Origin of the sequence: Lysobacter sp. 22409 (assembly GCF_052045105.1) — a bacterium.
Taxonomy (GTDB): Bacteria; Pseudomonadota; Gammaproteobacteria; order Xanthomonadales; family Xanthomonadaceae; genus Lysobacter; species Lysobacter antibioticus_B.
Genome location: NZ_JBQEOE010000014.1, coordinates 1 through 21,299, shown reverse-complemented (window position 1 = coordinate 21,299; position 21,299 = coordinate 1). Strand labels below are relative to the sequence as shown.

General features: G+C 68.6%; 19 protein-coding genes. 8 read left to right on the top strand and 11 right to left on the bottom strand.

All coding sequences use genetic code 11. From position 1 onward, the window contains the following. Nucleotides 1-6 precede the first annotated feature (6 nt). Nucleotides 7-4,023 (bottom strand): amino acid adenylation domain-containing protein, encoded by a 4,017-nt coding sequence (locus ACTJJK_RS09395; RefSeq protein WP_440730050.1) that lies wholly within the window; start codon nucleotides 4,021-4,023, stop codon nucleotides 7-9. Between the two features lie 772 nt (nucleotides 4,024-4,795). Here ACTJJK_RS09395 and ACTJJK_RS09390 point away from each other — a divergent pair. After that, entirely contained in the window at nucleotides 4,796-5,419 is a 624-nt protein-coding gene (locus ACTJJK_RS09390; protein ID WP_051885249.1) for a TetR/AcrR family transcriptional regulator, read from the top strand. Between the two features lie 21 nt (nucleotides 5,420-5,440). Here the strand turns inward: ACTJJK_RS09390 and ACTJJK_RS09385 are convergent, their stop codons facing one another. The 4 genes from ACTJJK_RS09385 to ACTJJK_RS09370 form a co-directional block, all read right to left on the bottom strand. Then, on the bottom strand, nucleotides 5,441-5,884 hold the full coding sequence (locus tag ACTJJK_RS09385) for a hypothetical protein (RefSeq protein WP_152566331.1): 444 nt from the start codon (nucleotides 5,882-5,884) through the stop codon (nucleotides 5,441-5,443). 102 nt (nucleotides 5,885-5,986) lie between these two features. After that, complete coding sequence (locus tag ACTJJK_RS09380) at nucleotides 5,987-7,363, bottom strand: ATP-binding protein (protein ID WP_440730049.1); 1,377 nt, start codon at nucleotides 7,361-7,363, stop codon at nucleotides 5,987-5,989. Further along, nucleotides 7,364-8,062 (bottom strand): response regulator, encoded by a 699-nt coding sequence (locus ACTJJK_RS09375; protein WP_031373252.1) that lies wholly within the window; start codon nucleotides 8,060-8,062, stop codon nucleotides 7,364-7,366. Between the two features lie 557 nt (nucleotides 8,063-8,619). Then, the gene (locus ACTJJK_RS09370) at nucleotides 8,620-9,603 is read right to left on the bottom strand and encodes an alpha/beta fold hydrolase (RefSeq protein WP_031373251.1); all 984 of its coding nucleotides are present in this window, start codon (nucleotides 9,601-9,603) and stop codon (nucleotides 8,620-8,622) included. A gap of 142 nt (nucleotides 9,604-9,745) precedes the next feature. Between ACTJJK_RS09370 and ACTJJK_RS09365 the strand changes: the two genes are divergently transcribed. The 3 genes from ACTJJK_RS09365 (at nucleotide 9,746) to ACTJJK_RS09355 (ending at nucleotide 11,509) form a co-directional block, all read left to right on the top strand. After that, the gene (locus tag ACTJJK_RS09365) at nucleotides 9,746-10,588 is read left to right on the top strand and encodes a helix-turn-helix domain-containing protein (protein WP_440730048.1); all 843 of its coding nucleotides are present in this window, start codon (nucleotides 9,746-9,748) and stop codon (nucleotides 10,586-10,588) included. Nucleotides 10,589-10,704: 116 nt separating this feature from the next. After that, nucleotides 10,705-11,160, top strand: coding sequence for an SRPBCC family protein (locus ACTJJK_RS09360; protein WP_223621323.1), 456 nt, complete (start codon nucleotides 10,705-10,707; stop codon nucleotides 11,158-11,160). Nucleotides 11,161-11,197: 37 nt separating this feature from the next. Further along, nucleotides 11,198-11,509 (top strand): ArsR/SmtB family transcription factor, encoded by a 312-nt coding sequence (locus tag ACTJJK_RS09355; RefSeq protein ID WP_440730047.1) that lies wholly within the window; start codon nucleotides 11,198-11,200, stop codon nucleotides 11,507-11,509. Nucleotides 11,510-11,556: 47 nt separating this feature from the next. Here the strand turns inward: ACTJJK_RS09355 and ACTJJK_RS09350 are convergent, their stop codons facing one another. From ACTJJK_RS09350 to ACTJJK_RS09340, 3 genes are read right to left on the bottom strand one after another with little or no spacing between them, the layout of a single operon-like run. Beyond that, nucleotides 11,557-12,030 carry a cupin domain-containing protein gene (locus ACTJJK_RS09350; protein ID WP_081931146.1) on the bottom strand — a complete coding sequence of 158 codons (474 nt, stop codon included), beginning with the start codon at nucleotides 12,028-12,030 and terminating at the stop codon, nucleotides 11,557-11,559. Between the two features lie 45 nt (nucleotides 12,031-12,075). Then, a complete protein-coding gene (locus ACTJJK_RS09345; RefSeq protein ID WP_440730046.1) occupies nucleotides 12,076-12,882 on the bottom strand; it encodes an MBL fold metallo-hydrolase in 807 nt (268 codons plus the stop codon). 41 nt (nucleotides 12,883-12,923) lie between these two features. Further along, the gene (locus ACTJJK_RS09340; RefSeq protein WP_440730045.1) at nucleotides 12,924-13,628 is read right to left on the bottom strand and encodes a glutathione binding-like protein; all 705 of its coding nucleotides are present in this window, start codon (nucleotides 13,626-13,628) and stop codon (nucleotides 12,924-12,926) included. A 107-nt stretch (nucleotides 13,629-13,735) separates the two neighbouring features. Here ACTJJK_RS09340 and pdxR point away from each other — a divergent pair, with 107 nt between their 5' ends. Next, nucleotides 13,736-15,199 (top strand): MocR-like pyridoxine biosynthesis transcription factor PdxR, encoded by a 1,464-nt coding sequence (gene pdxR, locus ACTJJK_RS09335; protein WP_440730044.1) that lies wholly within the window; start codon nucleotides 13,736-13,738, stop codon nucleotides 15,197-15,199. Nucleotides 15,200-15,206: 7 nt separating this feature from the next. Here the strand turns inward: pdxR and ACTJJK_RS09330 are convergent, their stop codons facing one another. Then, on the bottom strand, nucleotides 15,207-15,653 hold the full coding sequence (locus ACTJJK_RS09330; RefSeq protein WP_440730043.1) for a hypothetical protein: 447 nt from the start codon (nucleotides 15,651-15,653) through the stop codon (nucleotides 15,207-15,209). 458 nt (nucleotides 15,654-16,111) lie between these two features. Between ACTJJK_RS09330 and rpoH the strand changes: the two genes are divergently transcribed. Both rpoH and ACTJJK_RS09320 read left to right on the top strand, forming a co-directional pair. Beyond that, nucleotides 16,112-16,990 carry an RNA polymerase sigma factor RpoH gene (gene rpoH / locus ACTJJK_RS09325; RefSeq protein ID WP_031373242.1) on the top strand — a complete coding sequence of 293 codons (879 nt, stop codon included), beginning with the start codon at nucleotides 16,112-16,114 and terminating at the stop codon, nucleotides 16,988-16,990. A gap of 164 nt (nucleotides 16,991-17,154) precedes the next feature. Further along, the gene (locus ACTJJK_RS09320; protein ID WP_223621317.1) at nucleotides 17,155-17,622 is read left to right on the top strand and encodes a DUF1203 domain-containing protein; all 468 of its coding nucleotides are present in this window, start codon (nucleotides 17,155-17,157) and stop codon (nucleotides 17,620-17,622) included. A 120-nt stretch (nucleotides 17,623-17,742) separates the two neighbouring features. On the opposite strand, the gene ACTJJK_RS09315 is transcribed toward ACTJJK_RS09320, so the two are convergent. Next, the gene (locus ACTJJK_RS09315) at nucleotides 17,743-19,023 is read right to left on the bottom strand and encodes an NAD(P)/FAD-dependent oxidoreductase (RefSeq protein ID WP_223621316.1); all 1,281 of its coding nucleotides are present in this window, start codon (nucleotides 19,021-19,023) and stop codon (nucleotides 17,743-17,745) included. Nucleotides 19,024-19,039: 16 nt separating this feature from the next. After that, on the bottom strand, nucleotides 19,040-20,002 hold the full coding sequence (gene tal / locus ACTJJK_RS09310) for a transaldolase (protein WP_440730042.1): 963 nt from the start codon (nucleotides 20,000-20,002) through the stop codon (nucleotides 19,040-19,042). Nucleotides 20,003-20,159: 157 nt separating this feature from the next. On the opposite strand from tal, the gene ACTJJK_RS09305 reads away from it, so the two are divergent. Continuing rightward, nucleotides 20,160-21,032, top strand: coding sequence for an NYN domain-containing protein (locus ACTJJK_RS09305; protein WP_223621314.1), 873 nt, complete (start codon nucleotides 20,160-20,162; stop codon nucleotides 21,030-21,032). Nucleotides 21,033-21,299 lie beyond the last annotated feature (267 nt).

Genomic DNA, 21,299 nt, shown 5'->3' with positions numbered 1-21,299 from the left:
GTCTCCTTACGAGTACGCGACCGCGAGCGCGGCCGGCGTCGATGGCGGGGAAGGCAGCGGCCGCGAGTCCAGCCGCTCGCGCAGCACGCGGCCGATGTGGGCGGCCGCGCGCGGCTCGAGCATCGACTGGTGATGGCAGTCGACGTCGTGGATCTCGATGCGCCCGCCGATGAAGGGCTGCCAGGCCGCGGCGTGGTAATGCAGCAGGCCGTCCAGGTCGACGTGCTCCTTGAGGCCGGCGTTGAAGAACACCACGTCGGTCTCGATCGGCGCCGGCCGGTAGCGCCGCGCCAGCATCAGGTTGTTGCGGGTCACCGCGGTGACGTTCTCGATCAGGCGCGCGTCGGCCTTCATGATTTCCTGCACCAGCGGAATCGAGAACACCTCGTACTCGCGGCACAACAAGTCGGCCAAGCTGCGCATGTCCTGCGGCGGGTTGTCGCGGGTGCGGTGGTGGAAGCCGAGGAACTTGAGCACGGCCACGGCCTGTTGGGCTTCGCTCTGGGCGTCGTGGGCATCGGCCACGAACGGATACGAATCCATCATCGCCAGCAGTTCGATGCGTTCGCCTACCTGCTGCAACTGCGCGGCGATGGCATGCCCGATCAGGCCGCCGAGCGACCAGCCGAGCAGGCGGTACGGCCCCTGCGGCTGGATCCGGCGCATCTGCGCGATGTAGTCGGCGGCGATCTCCTCGATGCTGCCGGGCAGGGCGCCGCCGCCGCGCAGGCCGCGCGACTGCAGGGCGTACACCGGCAGGGTCTCGTCGAGGTGGCGCAGCATGCCGGCGTAGGACCAGCTGAAGCCGGTCACCGGGTGGATGCAGAACAGCGGCCGTTCGCGGTCGGACAGGCGCAGCGACAGCAACGCGCCGAGCGGATCGTTCTCGCCGCCGCTGCGTTCCAGATACGCGGCTAGGCCGGCGATGGTCGAGCCCTCGAACAGGGCGCCGAGCGACAGCTCGCTGCCGAAATGCTGCGGGAAGGCGGCGACCAGTTCGGCGGCGGTCAGCGAATCGCCGCCGAGCTCGAAGAAGTTGTCGTGGATGCCGACGCGTTCGAGGCCGAAGATCCGCTGCCACAGCGCCACCAGCTTGCGTTCGATCTCGCTGCGCGGCGCGGCGTAGGCAGCCTGGCGGCTGCGTTCCGGCGGCGCCAGCGCCTTGCGGTCGAGTTTGCCGCTCGGCGTCAGCGGCAGCGCCGCCAATTCGACGTAGACGCTCGGCACCATGTGGTCGGGCAGCTTGGCGGCGAGACGGCGGCGCAGGCCGTCGCTGTCGAGGCGCAGGCCGGTCGCGGGCACCAGATAGGCGGCAAGCAGCGCGTGCCCCGCGGTGTCGCTGTGCAGGGCGACCGCGGCCTCGGCTACGGTTTCTTCGGCGCCGAGATGGGTTTCGATTTCGCCGAGCTCGACCCGGTGGCCGCGGATCTTGACCTGCTGATCGGCGCGGCCCAGGTATTCGATGACGCCGTCGTCGCGCCAGCGCGCGAGGTCGCCGGTGCGGTACAGGCGCGCATCGGTGGCGCTGAGCGGATCGGCTCGGCGGGCGGCGAAAGGATCGGCGATGAAGCGCTCGGCGGTGAGCTCGTCGCGGCCCAGATAGCCCTTGGCGACGCAGGCGCCGCCGATGTAGAGCTCGCCGACGCTGCCGGTCGGCACCGGACTCAGCGTGGTGTCGAGCACGTAGGCGCGGGTGTTCGCCAGTGGCTTGCCGATCGGCGGCGGCGCACCGTCGGCGAGGTCGGCCGCCGTGATCTCGATCGCGCTGGCCCACACCGTGGTCTCGGTCGGCCCGTACAGATTGGTCACCCGCGCGGCCGCGGCGACCAGACGCTGGGCGAGTTCCGGCGGCAAGGCTTCGCCGGTCGACAACGCGTGCACGCCGTCCAGACGCAGCTCGGGGTTGGCCAACAGCATGCGCCACAGCGACGGCGTGGCCTGGACGAAGTTGAGGCCGTGCTCGGCGATCAAGCGGGCCAGCGCGAGCGGATTGCGCACCACCTCGGCGGTGGTCACGACGATGCGCGCGCCGACGCTGAGCGGCAGGAACAGCTCGAAGCAGGCGATGTCGAAGGCGACCGTGGTCTGGGCCAAGAATCGATCGGCCGCGGTCGGCGCGAACAGGCGCTGGGTCGCGAGCAGAAAGTTGCCGAGATTGCGCTGAGTGACTTCCACGCCCTTGGGCCGGCCGGTCGAGCCCGAGGTGTAGATCAGGTAGGCGGTGGCGTCGAAGCGCGCGCGCGGCAGGACGGCGTCGACGTCGATCTCGTAGGCCTCGTCCTGCTCGTGGGCGAACAGCAGCGGCAGCGCGCGGCCGGCGAAGGCCTCGGCGAAGTTCGAGGTGGTCAGCAGCAGGCTCGGTGCGGCGTCGTCGAGGGTCAGGGCGATGCGCTCGGCCGGCGCTTCCGGGTCCAGCGGCAGATAGGCCGCGCCGGCTTTCCACACCGCGATCAGGGCCGTGATCAACACCTCGTCGCGCGGCAGGGCGATGGCGACGATGTCGCCGGGGCGCACGCCCTTCGCGATCAAGCGGTGGGCCAGGCGGGTGCTGCTCTGGTCGAGTTCGCGATAGCTCAGCACGGTGTCGCCGGCGATCACCGCGACCGCATCGGGCGTGCGCGCGGCCTGCTGCTCGAACTGGTCGAGCGCGGTGCTGTCCGGCAGCGGTGCGTCGGTGTCGTTCCAGCCCAGCAGCAGGCGCTCGCGCTCTTGATCGCCGAGCACGTCGATGGCGCCGAGGCTCAGCGACGGATCGGCCGACACCGATTCGATCAACCGCATCAGGCGGCGCCGGTGTTCGTCGAGCTCCGCGGCCGGGTACAGGGCCGGGTTGGCATCGAGGTCGAAGCTCAAGCCTTCGCCGTCGTCGCGGTCGTAAACGAACACGGTCAGGTCTTCGGCCGAGCCGTTGTGCAGGTTATGCCCGGTCGCGCGATGGCCGCCGAAGCTGCCGTAGTCGAAGGGCTCGATGTTGATGCCGAGCCAGGCCAGATGCTGGTCGGGATTGACCAGGCCGAGGTCGCGGCGCAGGTCTTCGTAGCGATACTGCTGGTGGCGCAGCGCCTGCTTGACCACGCGCGAGACCTGCGCGAACAGTTCCGGCATGGTCGTCTGCGGGCTCATCGCCAAACGGATCGCGACCACGTTGGCGACCATGCCCGGGGTGCTGCGCAGGGCGTGATTGACGCGGCCGGTGACCGGCATGCCGAACACCAGGTCGTGGGCGCCGGTGGCGCGGTGATAATAGGCGGCGATCAGCGCGATCAGCACCTGCGGCAGGCTCACCCCGCAGTCGCGCGCGATCTCGACCAGGCGTGTGCGCGCCGCGTCGTCGAGCAGGCCGCGCGCACGGCGCAGGCCGCCGTTGTTGCGCACGCGCCGACGCGCCAAGGTTACCGCCTCGGGCAGGGCCGCCAGTTGCTCGCGCCAGAACGCGCGGTCGCGCTGGAAACGTTCGGAACCGCGATAGGCGGCTTCGCTTTCGACCAGCGCCGCCAGCGAGCCGTAGCCGCAGGGCTCGGGCTCGCGGCCTTCGACGTAGGCGCTGTACAACTCGCTGATGCGGCGCACGGTCATGCCGCCGCTGTAGCCGTCGTAGATCGTGTGATGGGCGCGCTGGTACCAGCAATAGCGGTCGTCGGCGAGCTTGAACAGCGCGCTGACCCAGAGCGGGTCGTGGACGAAATCGACCGGCTTGGCGAGTTCGGCCTGCATCCAGCGTTCCGCGGCCGCGCGCGGTTCGGCTTCCAGGCTGAGGTCGAAATACGGGAAGTCGCTTTCGTATTCCTCGCGCACGATCTGCCGCGGCAGGCCGCCTTGTTCGACGATGCGCACGCGGGTGGCATCGGCTTCGCGGGTGAATTGGCGCAGTGCACGCAGGAACAGCTCGGTATCGACCGGGCCGCAAATCTCCACGGCTTCGGCGATGTTCATGGAGGCTTCGGCCGAGGCGATCTTCTGCCCGACCCACAGTCCGCGCTGGGCGGTGGTCAGGGGCAGGGCGGGGGAGTGGGATTCATTCATGGCGCGCATCCTTTGAGGCGGCCGTTGGCCGCACGCCGTCAGCGGCCGGCGGGCGCGATGCCCGACGACGCGTTGTTTTCGCGCGCGATCCCGCGGCCAGCTCGTCGTTACGAGTGGCCCCCTCTCCATGTTTGTTTCGAAATAAAACTACGTCGTCGCCGCGGCGCTTGGCGCCGGGGCTGAGCCCTGTCCGTAGCAGCTGGCTGCGCTATTCGCGCAGATGGCGGGCTTGAGTTCTTATGTGGTTCGCCTGCGGCAGCGACGATCCGCATCGCACTTCGCTGCCGCTTCGGATTCAATATCCCTGAGCGCTCCGGCGCTGTCCATCGAGATCGGTGAGAGCCGGATCACAAGTCGAATATTTACGAAGCCGCCGTTGAGAGCCGGATCACAAGTCGAATATGTGAAGCTTTTTCTACAGGCGACAAGATCGCGCGAATATTCTCGCCGCAGCGATTTTTCGCGTTTGCGCCTCTGAAATATCGGTATCCGCGCGGTATCGCAACGCGGTTCGAAATCACGATCCGCCTGTGATGCCGCGCGGCATCGAGGCGCTTTCGATTTTCGCTTTAGCGAACGAATTTTCCGCCAGCGAATATCCATGGCGCGCAGACCGCCGCGTCGAGCGATGCAGAACGATCGAACTGCGACGCGCGGCCGGCTCGGATCGCGACGCCCGGGTGAATGCGGTCAGGCGGTATGGCCGGTCTCGCCGGCCCGCGCCGTCGTGGCCTGGGATATGATGAGAGCCATTCTCATTTGAGGCCGGTCGATGCCGTCCCCGTCAGCGTTTGCTCTGCCCCAGCCCGCCTTCGCCGCGGCCGCCGCCCCGACCCGCGAAGCGCTGCTGGACGTCGCCGCGCGCCTGTTCGTCGAGCGCGGCACCGAGCGCGTCGCCCTGGCCGACATCGCCGCCGGCGCCGGCCTGGAACTGCGCGTGCTGCGCGACCACTTCGCCAGCCGCGAGCATGTGCTGCTGGCCTTGCAGCAGCGTTTCGTCGAGGGCTTTCGCGTCCGTCTCCACGAGGCCATGGACCGCTGCCGGCCCAACGATTGGCCGGCACGCCTGCGCGCCTGGGTGCAGAGCGCGGTCGAAGGATATCTCGACCAGGTCGCGCTGCACGACGTCGTCTTCCACGACCTGCGCACCCACGACCGCCATGCGATGCAGGAGAACCCGGTCGTCGATCAACTGGTCGAGTTGCTCGAAGGCGGCATCGCAGCGCGGGTCTGGGCCGCGCCGGACCCACGCCTGACCGCGGTGATCTTCTTCACCGCCATGCACAGCGCGGTCGACCGGGTCATTGCCTGCGGCGAGCCGCAGGACCGGCAACGCCTGGTGCAGACCCTGATCGGTTACTTCGAGCGCTCGGTGCAATGGTGGGCGCGCTTCTGAGCCCGCCGCGCAGCCTCGCGATCAGGCGGCGCGGGCGGTCATGAGCTCGGCGATGGCGTCGCGATGGGCGTGGTCGATCGCGTCGAGGAACTCCGCGCCGATCATGCCGCGCGCCTCGTCGAGGGCTTCCAGCGCCGCCTGCACGCGTCCGCTGCGGTACAGCGCCTGACCCAGCAGCAAGGCCGCCAGCGGCGCCTGGTTCTGCCGGCACCAGGCGCGCGCCTCGCGCGCCGCGGCGATGCAGGCTTCGTCCTGGCCGAGCCGGTAGTGGGCGTCGGCGATGCCGCTGCGCAGCCAGTAGCGGATCTCGTCGTCGTGCATGCCGGTGTCGGCCAAGGCGATGGCCTGCGCCCAGTGCTGGGCGGCCTGGCGGTAATCGCCGCCGGCCTGATGGCCGATGGCCTGGTTGGCGAGGTCGAGGACCTGCGACTCGACGTCGTCGAGGGCATTCATTTCCATATGCATATCGGTTCCTTCCCGGCCGCCGTCATTGGCGGCCTGCGCATGGGTTAACGCACTGCGCCGGAAAAAGGGGTCAGCGCTCGGCGCCGATCCTTTCGGTGCCGATCATTGCAGATGAAACGAATGCTCGAGGTGGCCGGCGTCCGCCGCGGGCTCTTCGCGCGGGGGGCGGTTGCGGCCGCGCCACTCGCCGGGCTGGTGCCAGGGAATGCGCATGACGAAGCGCGCGCCGCCCAGCGGCGAGCTCTCGATGTGGACCTCGCCGCCGTGGCGGTCGATCACTTGGCGCACGATGCTGAGGCCCAGCCCGAAGCCGCCGGTGGCGCGGTCGCGGCTGCGGTCGAGGCGATAGAACGGTTCGAACACGCGCAGGCGGTCTTCCGGCGGGATGCCGACGCCGTCGTCCTCGACCACCAACTGCCAACCGTGCTCGACCGCTTCGGCGCCGACCCGGATGGTGCCGTCGGCATAGCGCAGGGCGTTGCGCATGAGGTTGGAGAAGGCGCGGCCGAGGCTGCGCGGCTCGACCACGACCTCTTTCAGCGCCGGGGCGAGCGCCCATTCGATATGGGTGGTGCGGATGCGCAGCTCCTCGGCCGACACGCCGGTCGAGGCGCGCAGGAACGCGGACAGGTCGATGCGCTCCAACGCCGGCATCGGGCCGCTGCGTTCGAGCATGCCGAGGGTCAACAGTTCGCCAACCAGCAGGTCGAGTTCTTCGACGTCGCAGCGCAAGGCGTGCACGCGCGCACGCGCCACCCGGTCGTCGAGGGTGTCGCCGAGGTTGGCCAGGCCGAACTCCAGGCGGGTGATCGGCGTGCGCAGCTCGTGCGAGGCGGCGTTGACCATGTCGCGCTGCGACTGGATCAGGCAGCCGATCTGGTCGGCCATGTTGTTGAAGTAGACGCACAGCTGGCGGATCGACGAGCCGCCGGGGAGTCGTGCGCGGGCGTTGAGGTCGCCGTCGCCGAAGCGCGCGGCGGCGTCGCGCAACTGCTCCAGGTCGCGCCAATGCGGCTGCAGCCAGATCATCAGGCCGACCAGCACCATCGCGAATACGGTGGCATAGGCGATGTAGCGGATCGGGAAATCGCTTTCGTCGTAGCTGATCTGGACCACGTCGCCGTGGTCGAGGCGGACATAGACGTGGTGATGCTCGGTGCTGACGTGGTCGCTGGCGGTGCCGGTGGCGGCCAGTTCGGCCAGCACCCGCGACGGCAGGCGCAGCGCCATCGCCGGCGACAGCACGCTGTAGCGGTCCGGGTTGCTGCGGTTGAGCGCGGCGATGCGCTCGGGCAATTCGCCGATGCCGATGCCGCGCAGGTGCTCGCGCAGCAGCGCCAGCTCGCCGCTGAACTCGTGCCGCGCCGATTGCGAGTACTGGTCCGGGAACAGATACGGAAAGGCTTGCTGCACCAACAGCATCGAGCACAACAGCAGGCCGGCCACGGTCAGATACAGCCGCACCAGCATCGCGAACATTCAGTCCTCCCAGGCGATCGGACTGAACAGGTAACCGCGGCCCCATACGGTCTTGATCTTGCGCGGCTCGTTGGCGTCGTCGCCGAAATGCCGGCGCAGGCGCGAGATGCTGACGTCGACGGTGCGGTCGACGCCGTCGAAGCCGATCCCGCGCCAGCGCCGCAGCAACTCGTCGCGATTGAGCACGCGGCCGGCGGCCTGGGCCAGGATCACGAACAGGTTGTAGTCGGCGGTCTTGAGGTCGATCTCCTGGCCTTTCCAGCGCACCTGACGCGCGGTCATGTCGATCTGCAGGCCACCGTACAGCAGCATCGAGGAGCCGTTGGGTTGCGGCCGCGCCTGGCTGCGGCGCAGGATGGCGCGCAATCGCGCCAGCAACAGCCGCGGCTCGACCGGCTTGAGGACGTAGTCGTCGGCGCCGACCTCCAGGCCGGTGACCTGATCGAACAGATCGCCGCGCGCGGTCAGCATCACGATCGGCAGACTCGACTGCTTGCGGATCTGGCGACAGACGTCGAAGCCGTCCATGCCGGGCAGCATCAGGTCGAGCACGATGACGTCGGGTGGATCGTCCTCGATCGCGGTCAGCGCCTGGTCCCCGCGCAGTACCACCGAGGTTTGAAAGTCGTAGCGTTGCAGGTATTCGGATATCAGCCCGGCCAGTCGGGCGTCGTCCTCTATCAGCAGGACTTTATTCATGGCCACCTCATGCGAGCCGGCATGGTAGCGCCGGCGGGTGGTGCTCGTCGGGACCGTACAAATAAACACATCCGGGTATCGAAGCCGGGGTCGGGCGGCGCGCGCGGCGGACGCCACGGCGGCGGACTGGCGCGTGCGTCCGCAACCGGGCCGGGCGAATGACGTTCGTTTCGGAAACGCAGCGGTGAGGGCATCGAAGGCGGCGCAGTGAGTGGGCTTGCTGACATTGATGCCGCGATCGTACGCAGGGTTGCAAGCGCGATGCGCGGACGGCGGCGTGAGCGGCGACGCGATGGCGCGGCGACCTTGCACGACAGCGTAATGGCGGTTGCTGTACGCAGAGACAAGGCGAAACCGATGGACGGATCGCAAGAGCGTACCAACGGCGCATCGAGGGCCGCTGCGATACGCGCGACGGCGGCATTGCGCCGCCGTCGTAGTCGAGACACGAGCCTGGCGATGGCCAGGCATGAACTTCATCGTTGTCGTCGCAACGCGCCGGCGCGGCCACGATTGATGACAAACGTCATACGGATACGACGCAGATTTCGCTGCGATCAGAGCGTCGCCCAGAGCTGGCGCGCTTCGTGCGCGATCACTTCCGGAAACTCTTCCGGGTAGAACAGTTTCGCGCCTTCGATGAAGCGGATGCCGCGCGACTTCGGGAACAAGCGGTCCAGGTAATGCGGGCTGGCCGGCGAGAAGATCGTGTCGCCGGTGCCCCAGACGATCCGCACCGGTTGCGTGCAGCGCTTCAGTGCCGCCTCGATGCCGGCGAGCGGGTTCGGGTCCAGCCCCATCGCATAGGCGTCGGTGAGCTGCACGCGTTGCGGCGTGCTCACCAGCGGGGTGAAGTAGGTCTCGATCGCTTCGTCGCTCGGATGATCGGGATAGGTGAAGCACTGTACGCCGATGCCCTTTTCCGAACGGGCGAAGGCATGGTCGGCCAGTTGCGGCGGAAACGTTTCCAGGGCGAAGCGGCCGCGGCGTGCGGCTTCGATCACCGGCACCACCGCGGCCGGCGGGCTGTCGTTCTCGACGTCGCAGTTGGTCAGCAGCATGCTGCGCACGCGCTGCGGATACTTGACCAGGAACATCTGCGCGACCGCGCCGCCGCTGTCGTTGGCGATCAGGTCGACGCTGTCGATGCCGAGCCGGTCGAGCAAGGTCGCGAGCATGTCGACCTGCGCGTCCGGCGCGACGCTCTGGCCTGCGGCGACCCGCGTATAGCCCAGGCCCATGAAGTCCGCGGCGATGCAACGGCGGTACGGCGCCAGATAGGCCATCGCGCCGCGCCACTGGAAGCTGTTGAGCGGGAAGCCGTGCAGGAACAGGGCCGCCGGCCCCTGGCCGCGCTCGACGTAGGCGATCTCGCCGAACGAGGTCGCGACGAAGCGGCGCGCGGCATGGAACGCCGCCGCGTTCCACGGCGCGGTATCGGCGGCGGTGGCGCCGGCGCCGGTCAGGCCGGTGGCGCAAGCGCCGAGCAGGCCGACGCTGGCTGCGCCGACGCCGAGTTGGATGAAGGTTCTGCGGTTCATGTCGTCTCCCAGGCCCGGACGGGCGTTTCGATGGGAGGCGATGATCGAGATCGGCAGTCATGCCGGCAATGACGTCGCAGGTGCAATTTGCATGACCTGCGAGGTCATGGTTTTGACTGAAGCCGGCTCCTATCATGGCCGCATGAACATGGCCCTCGCTACGAATCCGAAGACCGGCCCGCGCAACCAGAGTGTCGGCGCGCTGCTGCGCGAGTGGCGCGCGGTCCGGCGCTGGAGCCAACTGGACCTGGCCCTGGACGCGGGCGTATCGGCCCGTCATCTGAGCTATGTGGAGACCGGCAAGTCGCAGCCGAGCCGCGAGATGATCGTCAAGCTCGCCGACGCCCTCGACATGCCGCTGCGCGAACGCAATGCGTTGCTGGTCGCGGCCGGCTTCGCGCCGAAGTACCCCGAGACCGCGTTGGCGACGCCCGAGTTCGCCCAGATCCGGCGCGCGATCGAATTCATCCTCAAGCAGCAGGAGCCGTATCCGGCGTTCCTGTTGAACCGGCACTGGGACGTGTTGATGGCCAACGAGGCTGCGGTGCGCACCAATGCCTTCGTCATGCGCGGTCGCCCGAACCGCCACGCCAACATGATCCGGCAGTTCTTCGACCCCGAGGATCTGCGCCCGGCGGTCGCCAACTGGGAAGAGGTGGCCGGCGAGCTGATCCGTCACTTGCATACCGCCGTCGCGGCCACGCCCGGCGACAGCGCGGCGCGCGCCTTGCTCGACGAAGCCATGGCCTATCCCGGGGTGCCGAGCCATTGGCGCCGGCGCCAGTTCGATGCGGCGCCGTCGCCGCTGCTCACCACGATCCTGCGCCGCGACGAACACGAGCTGCGGTTCTTCTCCACCATCACCACCTTCGGCACCCCGCGCGACGTCACCATCGACGAGTTGCACGTGGAATGCTGTTTCCCGATGGACGAGGCCACCGCGCAGCTGTGTCGCGCCCTGCAGGATGGTTCGCTCGGGGCCTGAATCGGGCGCGGGTCCGGTGGCGGCGAGCGGCCTGATCGCCGCGGTGGCGATGTAAGGCAACCAAATGGTTGCATTTCGTTGCGGGCGGGACTAGCCTCCGGGTCGGAGGTACGACCATGAACGCATCCACCGATCGCATCGAGAAGCAGATCCTGCTGAAGGCGCCGCGCTCGCGGGTCTGGCGGGCCTTGGCGGACGCCGAGTCCTTCGGCGAATGGTTCGGCGTCCGCCTCGAGGGCCAGCGCTTCGTGCCCGGGCAGACCACCCAGGGCTACATCACCTATCCGGGCTACGAGCACCTGCTGATGCAGGTCGAAGTCCAGCGCGTCGAGCCCGAACGCCTGCTGTCCTTCCATTGGCATCCCTATGCGGTCGATGCCGAGGTCGACTACTCGCAGGAAGCGCCGACCCTGGTCGAGTTCACTCTCGAAGAGGTCGACGGCGGCACCTTGTTGCGCGTGGTCGAGTCCGGTTTCGACCGCGTGCCGGCCTCGCGCCGCGACGAAGCCTTCCGCATGAACAGCGGCGGCTGGGACGAGCAGATGAAGAACATCGAACGCTATGTCGGCTAGGGCCGCGTCGAAAACGCCGGCCCTGCGCAAGTCGGCTTTGTCTAAATCGGCACGGGTCTTCGCCGCGCTCAGCGACGAGACGCGGCTGCGCCTGGTCGTGGCTTTGTGCGCGGGCGGTGCGATGTCGATCGCGCAACTCACCGGTGGCACCGACATCAGCCGCCAGGCGGTGACCAAGCATTTGCAGGTCTTGGCCGAGGCCGGCCTGGTGCGCGACCTCAAGGCCGGGCGCGAACGTTTGTGGGAGTTCGAGCCCGCGCAATTGGACGAGGCGCGGCGCTCGCTCGATGCGATCTCGCAGCAGTGGGACCAGGCCTTGCTGCGGCTTAAATCCTTCGTCGAAGACTGAAACCCCGAGGCCGCCGAGGCTCGCCGGCGCAGCGCCGGCGGCGCCGGTCATCGCTCCATCAGATCGCGCGGCGGCAGCCCGTGCTCGCGGCAGTACTGCTCGTACTCGGCGCGTTGGGTCTCGGCGGTAGCGCGCATCCGCACCACGCCGCCGGGGCCGAGGAATTCGACCGCGCCCATGACCACGACCAGGGCGATCATCGGTTCGTCGCCGACGATCTTCCACCAGTCGGTATTGCCCGGCGGCTCATAGACATAGTCGCCGGGGCCGATCAGCTCGCCGGTGCACAACAGCCGGCTGCCGCTGAGGTTGTAGGCATGGATCTCGCCGGTGTGGCGGTGCAGCGGCATGACCACGCCCGGGTCCATGCGCAGCAGCTCGACGAAGCCCTGGTCGCCGGCGAGGAAGCGCAGCGGCTTGGCGGCCTTGCCCGGGGTCGAGGACGGAATCCACGGCAGGTCGGCGCTGGTGCTGAAACGTGCGGGCAGATAATCGTGCAGGGCATCGAGTCCGTGCGGCATCGGGTATTCCTCGGAGGATAGGGAAGGCAGCCAGGCGCGGCCGGCTCAGCAGGCGACCGCATCGAGGAAGCGATCGAAGGAGTCGTCGACCGCCTGGCGGCCGCCGCCGATGATGTTGCGGCCCCAGGTGTAGCCGTAGACGTCCTCGAATGCGTAGCCGGCGACGCGTTCGCGCATCGCCCGCACATCGCTGGGTTTCATCGGGATGTAGTTGGGATAGCTGTACATGAAGGTCACGTGGCGGCGGTCGAACACCACCTGCAGCGCATCGCCCGGGAACAGCGCGCCGCCGTCGCGCGGGCCGCGCTTCCAGTGCAGCGCTGTGCTGCCGGGGAAGTGGCCGCCGCAGCGGATCAGGGTGACGTCCTCGGAGAGTTTGTGTTCGTCGCCGCTCCAGTAGCGGATGCGTTCGGACGGGCGCTGCACCCATGCGCGATCGGCTTCGTGGATCAGGATCGGCACGCCGCCGAGCGCTTCGCTCCACTCGACCATCGAGGCGTAGAAATGCGGATGCGAGATCGCGATCAGGTCGACGCCGCCGCGCGCGCGCAGCTCGGCCACGGCCTCGTCGGTGACCAGGGCCAGGCATTCCCACAGGATGTTGCCGGCGTCGGTCTGCAGATACAGCGCGCGTTGGTCGATCGCGAATGCCGGCGCCAGGCCGATGCCGAGCACGCCGGCATCGTCCTCGAGCCGCAGCGTGTAGCGTTGCGCCAGCGCTTCGTGGGTGGTCCAGGTCTGGCCTTGCCAGCCGACGTACTGGCGATCGTCTTCGCAGATCGGGCAATGCGCCGGCACGCCGGCATGAGGGGCGAACTGGGTGCCGCAGGTTTCGCAGATCGGCAGGGACATGACAGGCCTCATGCAGGTGGGCTGTGCGGGTGCGCGACGAGTCAGGACTTCGCGTTCGTCGCGCCCTGGTTGAACAGGACGTTTCGCGCTTCCTCCGACAGCACCGGCGCCTTCGTGTAGGGGTCGTCGATGCCGGCGTAGACGCGCTGGGTGGCCGGACGTGAGGCGATGCTCTGGAACCAGCGCTGCAGGTGCGGGGTCGCGGCGAGGTCCTGGCCGAGCCCGACGTGCGGCACGATCCACGGGTAGCAAGCGATGTCGGCGATCGAATAGGCGTCGCCGCCGAGATAGGCGCGGTCGGCGAGGCGGCGGTCGAGCACGGCGTACAGGCGCTTCACTTCCTGGGTGTAGCGCTCGATCGCATACGGCAGCGGCTCGGGCGCATAGACGCGAAAGTGACCGGCCTGGCCGGCCATCGGGCCGAGCCCGGCCATCTGCCAGAACAGCCACTGGGTGACTTCGAGACGGGCGCGGGCGTCCTCGGGCAGCAGCAGGCCGGTTTTCTCGGCGAGATAGAGCAAGATCGCGCCCGACTCGAACACCGCCACCGGCTCGCCGCCGTCGCGCGGGGCGTGGTCGACGATCGCCGGGATCTTGTTGTTCGGCGAGATCGCCAGGAATTCGGGGGCGAACTGCTCGCCGGCCGAAAGCTGCACCGGCACGATCCGGTGGGCCAGGTCGGACTCTTCCAGGAACAGGCGCAGCTTCAGGCCGTTGGGGGTCGGGCTGTAGTAGAGGTCGATCATCGGCAGGGGCTCGTCTGGGAGGGGCGGTGCGGCGGCGTCGTGCCGCTTCCATGGACTCAGCTTAGGAGTACTCTGGCGCCCTGGATGAGCCAAAACGGTGATATTTCATGGGGCCAGTTTTCCCGTTTCCTCTCGCCCTGCCGGACCGCGGCCAGGGCACCCTGACCCAGGAACTGCACCACCAACTGCGCTCGGCGATCCTCGACGGCCGCCTCGCCGCCGGGGCGCCGCTGCCGGCGACGCGCCAGGTCGCCAACGAACTCGGCGTCGCCCGCAACACTGTCGTCACCGCCTACGACCTGCTGATCGCCGAAGGCTATGCGCTGCCGCGCAAGGGCGCGAAGACCGTGGTGGCCGACGTCGCCGGACGTCGCGAACGGCGCGCGCCCTCGCATCTGGAGCAGGGGCTGGAAGACCCGCGCCTGAACCCGCTGTGGCGCACGCCGTTCATGCGTCCCGCGCCGCCGCGCAGCCTGCCGGAACGCTGCTTCCGCCTCGGCATTCCCGACCATCGCCATTTCCCGCACGACGTCTGGCGGCGTCTGTCCGCGCAGAGCCTGCGGGAATGGTCGAAGACCCATTTCAGTTATCCGCCGTCGGAAGGCATCCCGGCCCTGCGCGAAGCGATCGCCCAGCACGTCGCGTTCGCGCGTGCGGTCGCCTGCGCGGCCGACGACGTCATCGTCACTTCCGGCGCGCAGCAGGCTTTCGATCTGCTCGCGCGTTTGCTGGTGACGCCGGGCGTGACCCAGGTGGCGGTCGAAGAGCCGGGCTATCCGCCGGTGCGCGCGGCCTTCGCCGCGGCCGGCGCGCGCCTGGTGCCGATGCCGGTCGACGACGAAGGCTTGTGCGTGGATCGCCTGCCCGAGGACGTGCGCGTCGTCAGCGTCACCCCCTCGCACCAATCGCCGACCGGCGTCGCCTTGTCGCTGCGCCGGCGCAAGGCGTTGCTGGAGTTCGCCCGCCAGCATCATGCGGTGGTGATCGAAGACGACTACGACGGCGAATTCCGCTTCGGCGGGCGCCCGCTCGATGCGCTGCAGACCCTGGATCGCGACGCCTTGGTGTTCTACGTCGGCACCTTCTCCAAGAGCCTGTTCCCGTCGCTGCGCAAAGGCTTCGTGGTCGCGCCGGCGTGGGCGCGCGACGCTCTGATCACGGTCAAGCAATGCGCCGATTCGCATTGCGACACGATCACCCAGTCGGTGCTTGCTGCCTTCATCCGCGACGGTGATCTCGCCCGGCACGTGCGGCGCATGCGTTCGATCTACGGCGAGCGCCGCGACGCTCTGCTCGACGGCCTGCGCCGCGAACTGCATCCGTGGCTGGAGCCGATTCCCTCGGAAGCGGGGCTGCATCTGGCCGCGCGCATCCGCGACCCCGGGTTGGCGCCGGCGATCCTTACCCGCATGCTGCGCCACCTGCCCGGTGCGCAGTCGGTCGGCGACTATGCGATCGGCGCCTTGGAGCGGCCGGCGCTGACCTTCGGTTACGGCGTCATCGATACCGACGAGATCGCCCCGGCCCTGAAGCGTTTCCGCCGCTCGCTGGAGGAACTCGGCGGCGCCTGACGTCGGCTCAGGCGGGGGCCACCGGGATGAAGCAGCGCGGCTTCATCCGGCCGAAGTCGGTCCTGCGTTCGCTGCGCACGCGCGGATTCGGGTCGAGCACGCAGCCGCCTTCGTCCGAGTGCAGATAGACCACCCAGTGCCAGCTGCCCTCGCGGCGGTTGGGATTGATGCCGGCGATGCCGCTGCGATCGAGCGCCTCCCATCGCGCCAGGCGGCGTTCCGGCCCCGCGCGCAGACCGAGCAGTTTGAGCATGCGCCGCAGCTGCCTGGCATCGCTGAAATAGGCATTGCGCACCGTGCGCGCTTGGTCGCCGCGGCCCACGACCCGGTCGTGCGGGCCGACGCCGAGCCGGCGCGCCAGCACCCGCGCCTGCGCATAGCCGATGCCGCCGAGCATCGCCACGCAGGCCAGGCCGCAGCCGGTGGCGTCTTCCTGGGTCGTTCTTCGGATCACGGGCAGTCCGGGGCGGGCGGCGTCGCCTCACTGTAGTGGCGCGCCGGTCGCGGGCGCGAGCAGGGTTGCGGGGTGAACCTTCGTCGGGACCGGGGGTCGAAGCCCCGGTCGCCGCCCTCGACCCGGCGCCGGTTTTGCGATCTGGGACCCCGGTCCTGATGGAACGTGCGCCCGGATCAGGCCGATAGTGGCGTTTCGCCACGCCGGTTCAGGCGGCCGAAGGCGCCGCGGGCGGATATTCGAGCGCCCGGGCCCTAGGCTGAATGGCGCCGACGGTCGGTTCGCTTTAATAAGTTATTAATTGCAAAGGGTATGTTGATGTCCGCGCCGCCGTCTCATCGGTCCGGCGCTCCGCCGCCCGGGCCGGTCAAGGCCCGGTCGCCCGTTCCAGTACCGCAACACTGTGGAACTTTCCCCACCTTTAGCAGTCATATATCGCGACTGCTAAGATGACCCCCATGACCTCTATCGCCCAATCCACTGCTCTAGTCGCCAACAACCTGCCTGTGCCCAGCGCGCTCGGTTCGCTGGACGCGTATATCGGCGCCGTGCACCAGATCCCGGTGCTCAGCGTGGAAAACGAGCAGGCGCTGGCGCGCCGCTTCCGCGAAGGGGAAGACCTCGACGCGGCCCGTGAACTCGTTCACTCGCATCTGCGCTTCGTCGTCCACGTGGCCCGCGGCTACAACGGCTACGGTCTGCAGATCGGCGACCTGATCCAGGAAGGCAACATCGGCCTGATGAAGGCGGTCAAGCGTTTCGACCCCGACCAGGGCGTGCGCCTGGTCTCGTTCGCGGTCCATTGGATCCGCGCCGAGATGCACGAGTTCATCCTCAAGAACTGGCGCATCGTCAAGGTCGCCACGACCAAGGCGCAGCGCAAGCTGTTCTTCAACCTGCGCAAGAGCAAGACGCGCCTGGGCTGGATGAACGCCGAGGAAGTGCGCCTGGTCGCCAAGGACCTCAACGTCTCCGAGCGCGAAGTGCTGGAAATGGAATCGCGCCTGTCCGGCCGCGACATCGGTTTCGATGCGCCTTCGGACGAGGACGACGATCATGCGCCGCCGTCGCCGGCCGCGTACTTGCGCGCGAGCGACGAAGATCCGTCGCAGTCGTACGAGCGCGAGGACGAGGAAGACAACCAGCTCGGCCTGCTGCGCGAAGGCCTCGCCGGCCTGGATGCGCGTTCGCGCGACATCATCAAGCGTCGCTGGCTCGATGCCGACAGCAAGATCACCTTGCAGGAACTGGCCGACGAGTACGGCGTCAGCGCCGAGCGCATCCGCCAGATCGAAGCCAATGCCCTGAAGAAGATGCGCGGCCTGTTCGTCGCCTGATCGGCCACCAGCAAGCTTAGCGACGACGGCCCGGGAAACCGGGCCGTCGTCGTTTGCGGCGCCGCAATCGGCCGCAGCGTTCGCGACCGCGCAGCGCAAGAAGCGGATATCGCCGCGCGCGCGCGGCATCTAACTTGGGGCCCTGTCTTCCAGGGAGTTACCCGATGTCTCGCTACCGCATCGCCGGCCTGTCGCCGGAACCCTTCGCCACCCTCGGCGCGCTCGACGACGCCAGCCTGCGTGCCCACGGCATGCGCCGCATCGTCGCCGACTCGCCGAACGGCTACCCCTGTCGGATCAGCCTGGCCGACGCCAAGCCCGGCGACTCGGTGTTGTTGCTGACCTTCGAGCACCACGCCTGCGACGGCCCCTATCGTTCCAGCGGCCCGATCTACGTGCGCGAGGGCGCCACCGCGGCCTCGTACGACGACGCACTGCCGCCGTTCCTGCGCACCCGTCATCTGTCGCTGCGCGCCTACGACGCCGACGGCTGGATGCGCGGCGCGCGCGCGATCGATGGCGCCCAGGCCGATGCGGTGCTGGCCGAGCTGCTCGACGATCCGGACACGACCGAAGTGCACGCGCACAATGCCCGTACCGGTTGCTTCATGTGCCGGATCGATCGCGTCTGACGCGTCCCTGCAGACAGCCACCGAGTCCGCAGTAAACACGAAGGGCGCCGCGAGGCGCCCTTCGTCGTCGTTACCGCTGCAGCCGAGGCGATGCGTGCGCACCGCCTCGCCTTCATGCCTTCATGGCGGCGGCGTGTCGGCGCGGGCAGGCTCGCCGGTGCCGAAGATGATGCGGGCGTGGCGTTGGTAGGTGAAGTAGGCCCACGACCAGTTGAGCATCACGATCAGCCGGTTGCGGAAGCCGATCAGGAAGAACACGTGCGCGGCGAGCCAGAACACCCAGGCGACGAAGCCGGAGAACTTGAAGCCGCGCAGGTCGACCACCGCGGCGCGGCGGCCGATGGTGGCGAGGTTGCCGAAGTCGACGTAACGGAAAGGTTCGAGCGTGCGCCGATCGAGACGTGCGCGTATCGCACGCGCGACGTAGGCGCCCATCTGCTTGGCGCCCGGCGCGACCCCGGGCACGGGCTGGCCGTTGGCTTGCTTGACGCTGGCCAGATCGCCGGCGACGAAGATCTCCGGATGCCCGGGCACGCTGAGGTCGGGTTCGACCAGCACGCGCCCGGCGCGATCGTGCGGCGCAGCGAGCAGGGCGCCGAGCGGTGAAGCGGCGACGCCGGCCGCCCACAGCACCGTGCGCGCCGGCACGAACTCGGTGCCGAGTCGGTAGCCGCGCGCGTCGATCTCGGCGACCGGGGTGCCGGTGGCGACTTCGACCCCAAGCCGCTGCAATTGCGCGCGGGCTTTTTCCGACAGCGACTCGGGAAAGTTCGCCAGCACGCGCGGGCCGGCTTCGATCAAACGCACGCGCGCCTGTGCCGGGTCGATGCGGCGGAACTCGCGGCGCAGGGTCTTGCGCGAAATCTCGGCGAGGGTGCCGGCGAGTTCGACCCCGGTCGGGCCGCCGCCGACCACGGCGAAGTGCAGCCAGGCCGAGCGTTCTTCCTCGGTTTCGGCCGCTTCGGCGCGTTCGAAGGCGAGCAGGACGCGGCGGCGGATGTGCAGGGCGTCGTCGAGGGTCTTCAGGCCGGGCGCATCGTCGGCCCATTCGTCGTGGCCGAAATAGGCATGGGTCGCGCCGCTGGCGAGCAGCAGGTAGTCGTAGTCGATGACGTCGCCGTCGGCGAGGCTCACCTGGCGCGCGTCGGCGGCGATGCCGGTCACTTCGCCCAGGCGCACTTCGACATTCTTCTGATTGCGCAGGATGTGGCGCAAGGGCGCGGCGATGTCCGGCGCCGACAGGCCGGCGGTCGCGACCTGGTACAGCAGGGGCTGGAACAGATGATGGTTGCGACGGTCGATCAGGGTAATGCGCACCTCGGCCGAAGCCAGGGCGCGCGTCGCCCACAGACCGCCGAACCCGCCGCCGACGATGACGACGTGCTTGCGGGAGTCGCTCATGACGATGGAGCCTCGATCAGCTGAGATGGCGGGTGAGCAGGTCTTCGAGCTTGCGCTGGTCGGCGGCGAAACGGCGGATACCGTCGGCGAGCTTGTCGGTCGCCATCGCGTCCTCGTTGTGCTGCCAGCGGAACCCGGCCTCGTCGAGCTTCGCGCTCGGCGCGGCGCGTTGGCCGTCGTCGTTGAGCGCGCGCGCGACCGTGTCGTGGCCGGCTTCGAGTTCGCCGAGCAACTCCGGCGAGATCGTCAGGCGGTCGCAACCGGCGAGCGCGAGCACTTGCCCGGTGTTGCGGAAGCTCGCGCCCATGACCACGGTGGCGTAGTCGTGGCGCTTGTAGTACTGCCAGATGCGCGCGACCGACTGCACGCCGGGGTCGTCGGCGGGCGTGGCCGGCTTGGGCGTGCCGTTGGCGAGATGCCAGTCGAGGATGCGGCCCACGAACGGCGAAATCAGGTATACGCCGGCCTCGGCGCAGGCCACGGCCTGGGCGAACGAGAACAGCAGGGTCAGGTTGCAGTGGATGCCTTCGCGTTCGAGTTGCTCGGCGGCGCGGATGCCTTCCCAGGTCGAGGCGATCTTGATCAGCAGGCGCTCGCGGCCGATGCCGGCCTGGTCGTACAACTCGACGATGCGGCGGGCCTGGGCCAGGGTCGCTTCGGTGTCGAAGCTCAGGCGCGCATCGACTTCGGTGGAGACGCGGCCGGGGATCAGCTTGAGGATTTCGCCTCCGATCGCGACGGCCAGGCGCAGCCCGGCGTCGCCGACGCGCGCGGCGGTGTCGGCGCCTTGCGCCGCGGCGACTGCGGCCTCGATCAGCGGCGCATAGGCCGGCAAGGCCGAGGCCTTGAGCAGCAAGGAGGGGTTGGTGGTCGCATCGAGCGGACGGAAGCGGGCGATGGCTTCGATGTCGCCGGTGTCGGCGACGACGGCGGAGAGTGCGCGCAGTTGTTCGAGCTGGTTGGTCATGGGGGGGGTCATGTCGTGTCGTTAGGGTCCCCGCCATTCTCACTGATCGAGGTTAGCGCGTCATGACCGTGGCGCTCGTTTCGGCGCCGGCACGGCGCCGAGGCGCTGACGGCGGGGTTGCGCTAGGCTGGGCCGCGACAGGGCCGGGACCGGCCCGCAGGGGAATCGCATGGCCGCAGAGGAAAAACGCATCGCGCTGCTGATCGACGCGGACAACGCGCCGGCGGCGAAGATCGACGTGATCCTGACCGAGGTGGCGAGTTACGGCGTCGCTAACGTCCGCCGCGCCTACGGCGACTGGAAGAGCCCGAACCTCAAGAGCTGGGAAGCGGTGCTGCACGACTACGCGATCCGGCCGATGCAGCAGTTCGCCTACAGCAAGGGCAAGAACGCCTCCGACATGGCGATGGTCATCGATGCGATGGACTTGCTGTATGCGCGCAACCTCGACGGTTTCGCGATCGTCTCCAGCGATGCCGATTTCACCCCGCTGGTGATGCGCCTGCTGACCGAGGGCGCCAAGGTCTATGGCTTTGGCGAGCAGAAGACGCCGGAGCCCTTCGTCAACGCCTGCTCGAAGTTCACCTATGTCGAGGCCCTGGCCCAGCCGGCCAGCGTCGACGGTGCGCCCGACGACAGCGCGGCGACGCCGGTGCGCAGCGCCAAGGACCTGCGCAGCGATACGCGTCTGGTGCAGATGCTGCGGCGCGCGGTCGACGCCGCCGGCGGCGACGACGGCTGGTCGCGGTTGGCCACGATCGGACAGCAGATCGGCAACCAGGCCTCGTTCGATCCGCGCAATTACGGTTACCGCAAACTCAGCGACCTGATCGAGGCGATGGGCCTGTTCGAGATACGGCGCGACAACCTGACCGTGTGGGTACGCGACAAGCCCAAGGGCGGCGCGAAGAAAGCCGCCGAGAGCAAATCGCCGGCGAACAAACCGGCGGTCAATCCTGCGTCGGCCAACCAGCCTGCCGCGAACAAACCGCCGGTGAACAAGCCGGCGGCGAGCAAGCCGAAGGTCAAGGCCAAGACCTGATCGAAGGCGCGATCCGCGACGCAGCTGGGGTAGGAGCGGCGCGAGCCGCGACCGCGAATCGTGGGCGGCGACGTTCTTTCCTTGACGGCGTCGAATCCCATCCCTGGCCTTGGCCTTGGCTTTGGCTTATGACTGTTGCTGTTGCTGTTGCTGTTGCTGTGCGCAGCTTCGCACTAGCGAAGGCCACAGAAGACCCGGAGGGCGGCCCGCATGGATGCGGGCCGTTTTTCATCGGGACAGGGATGTCCCGTATGAAAAATCCCTGCG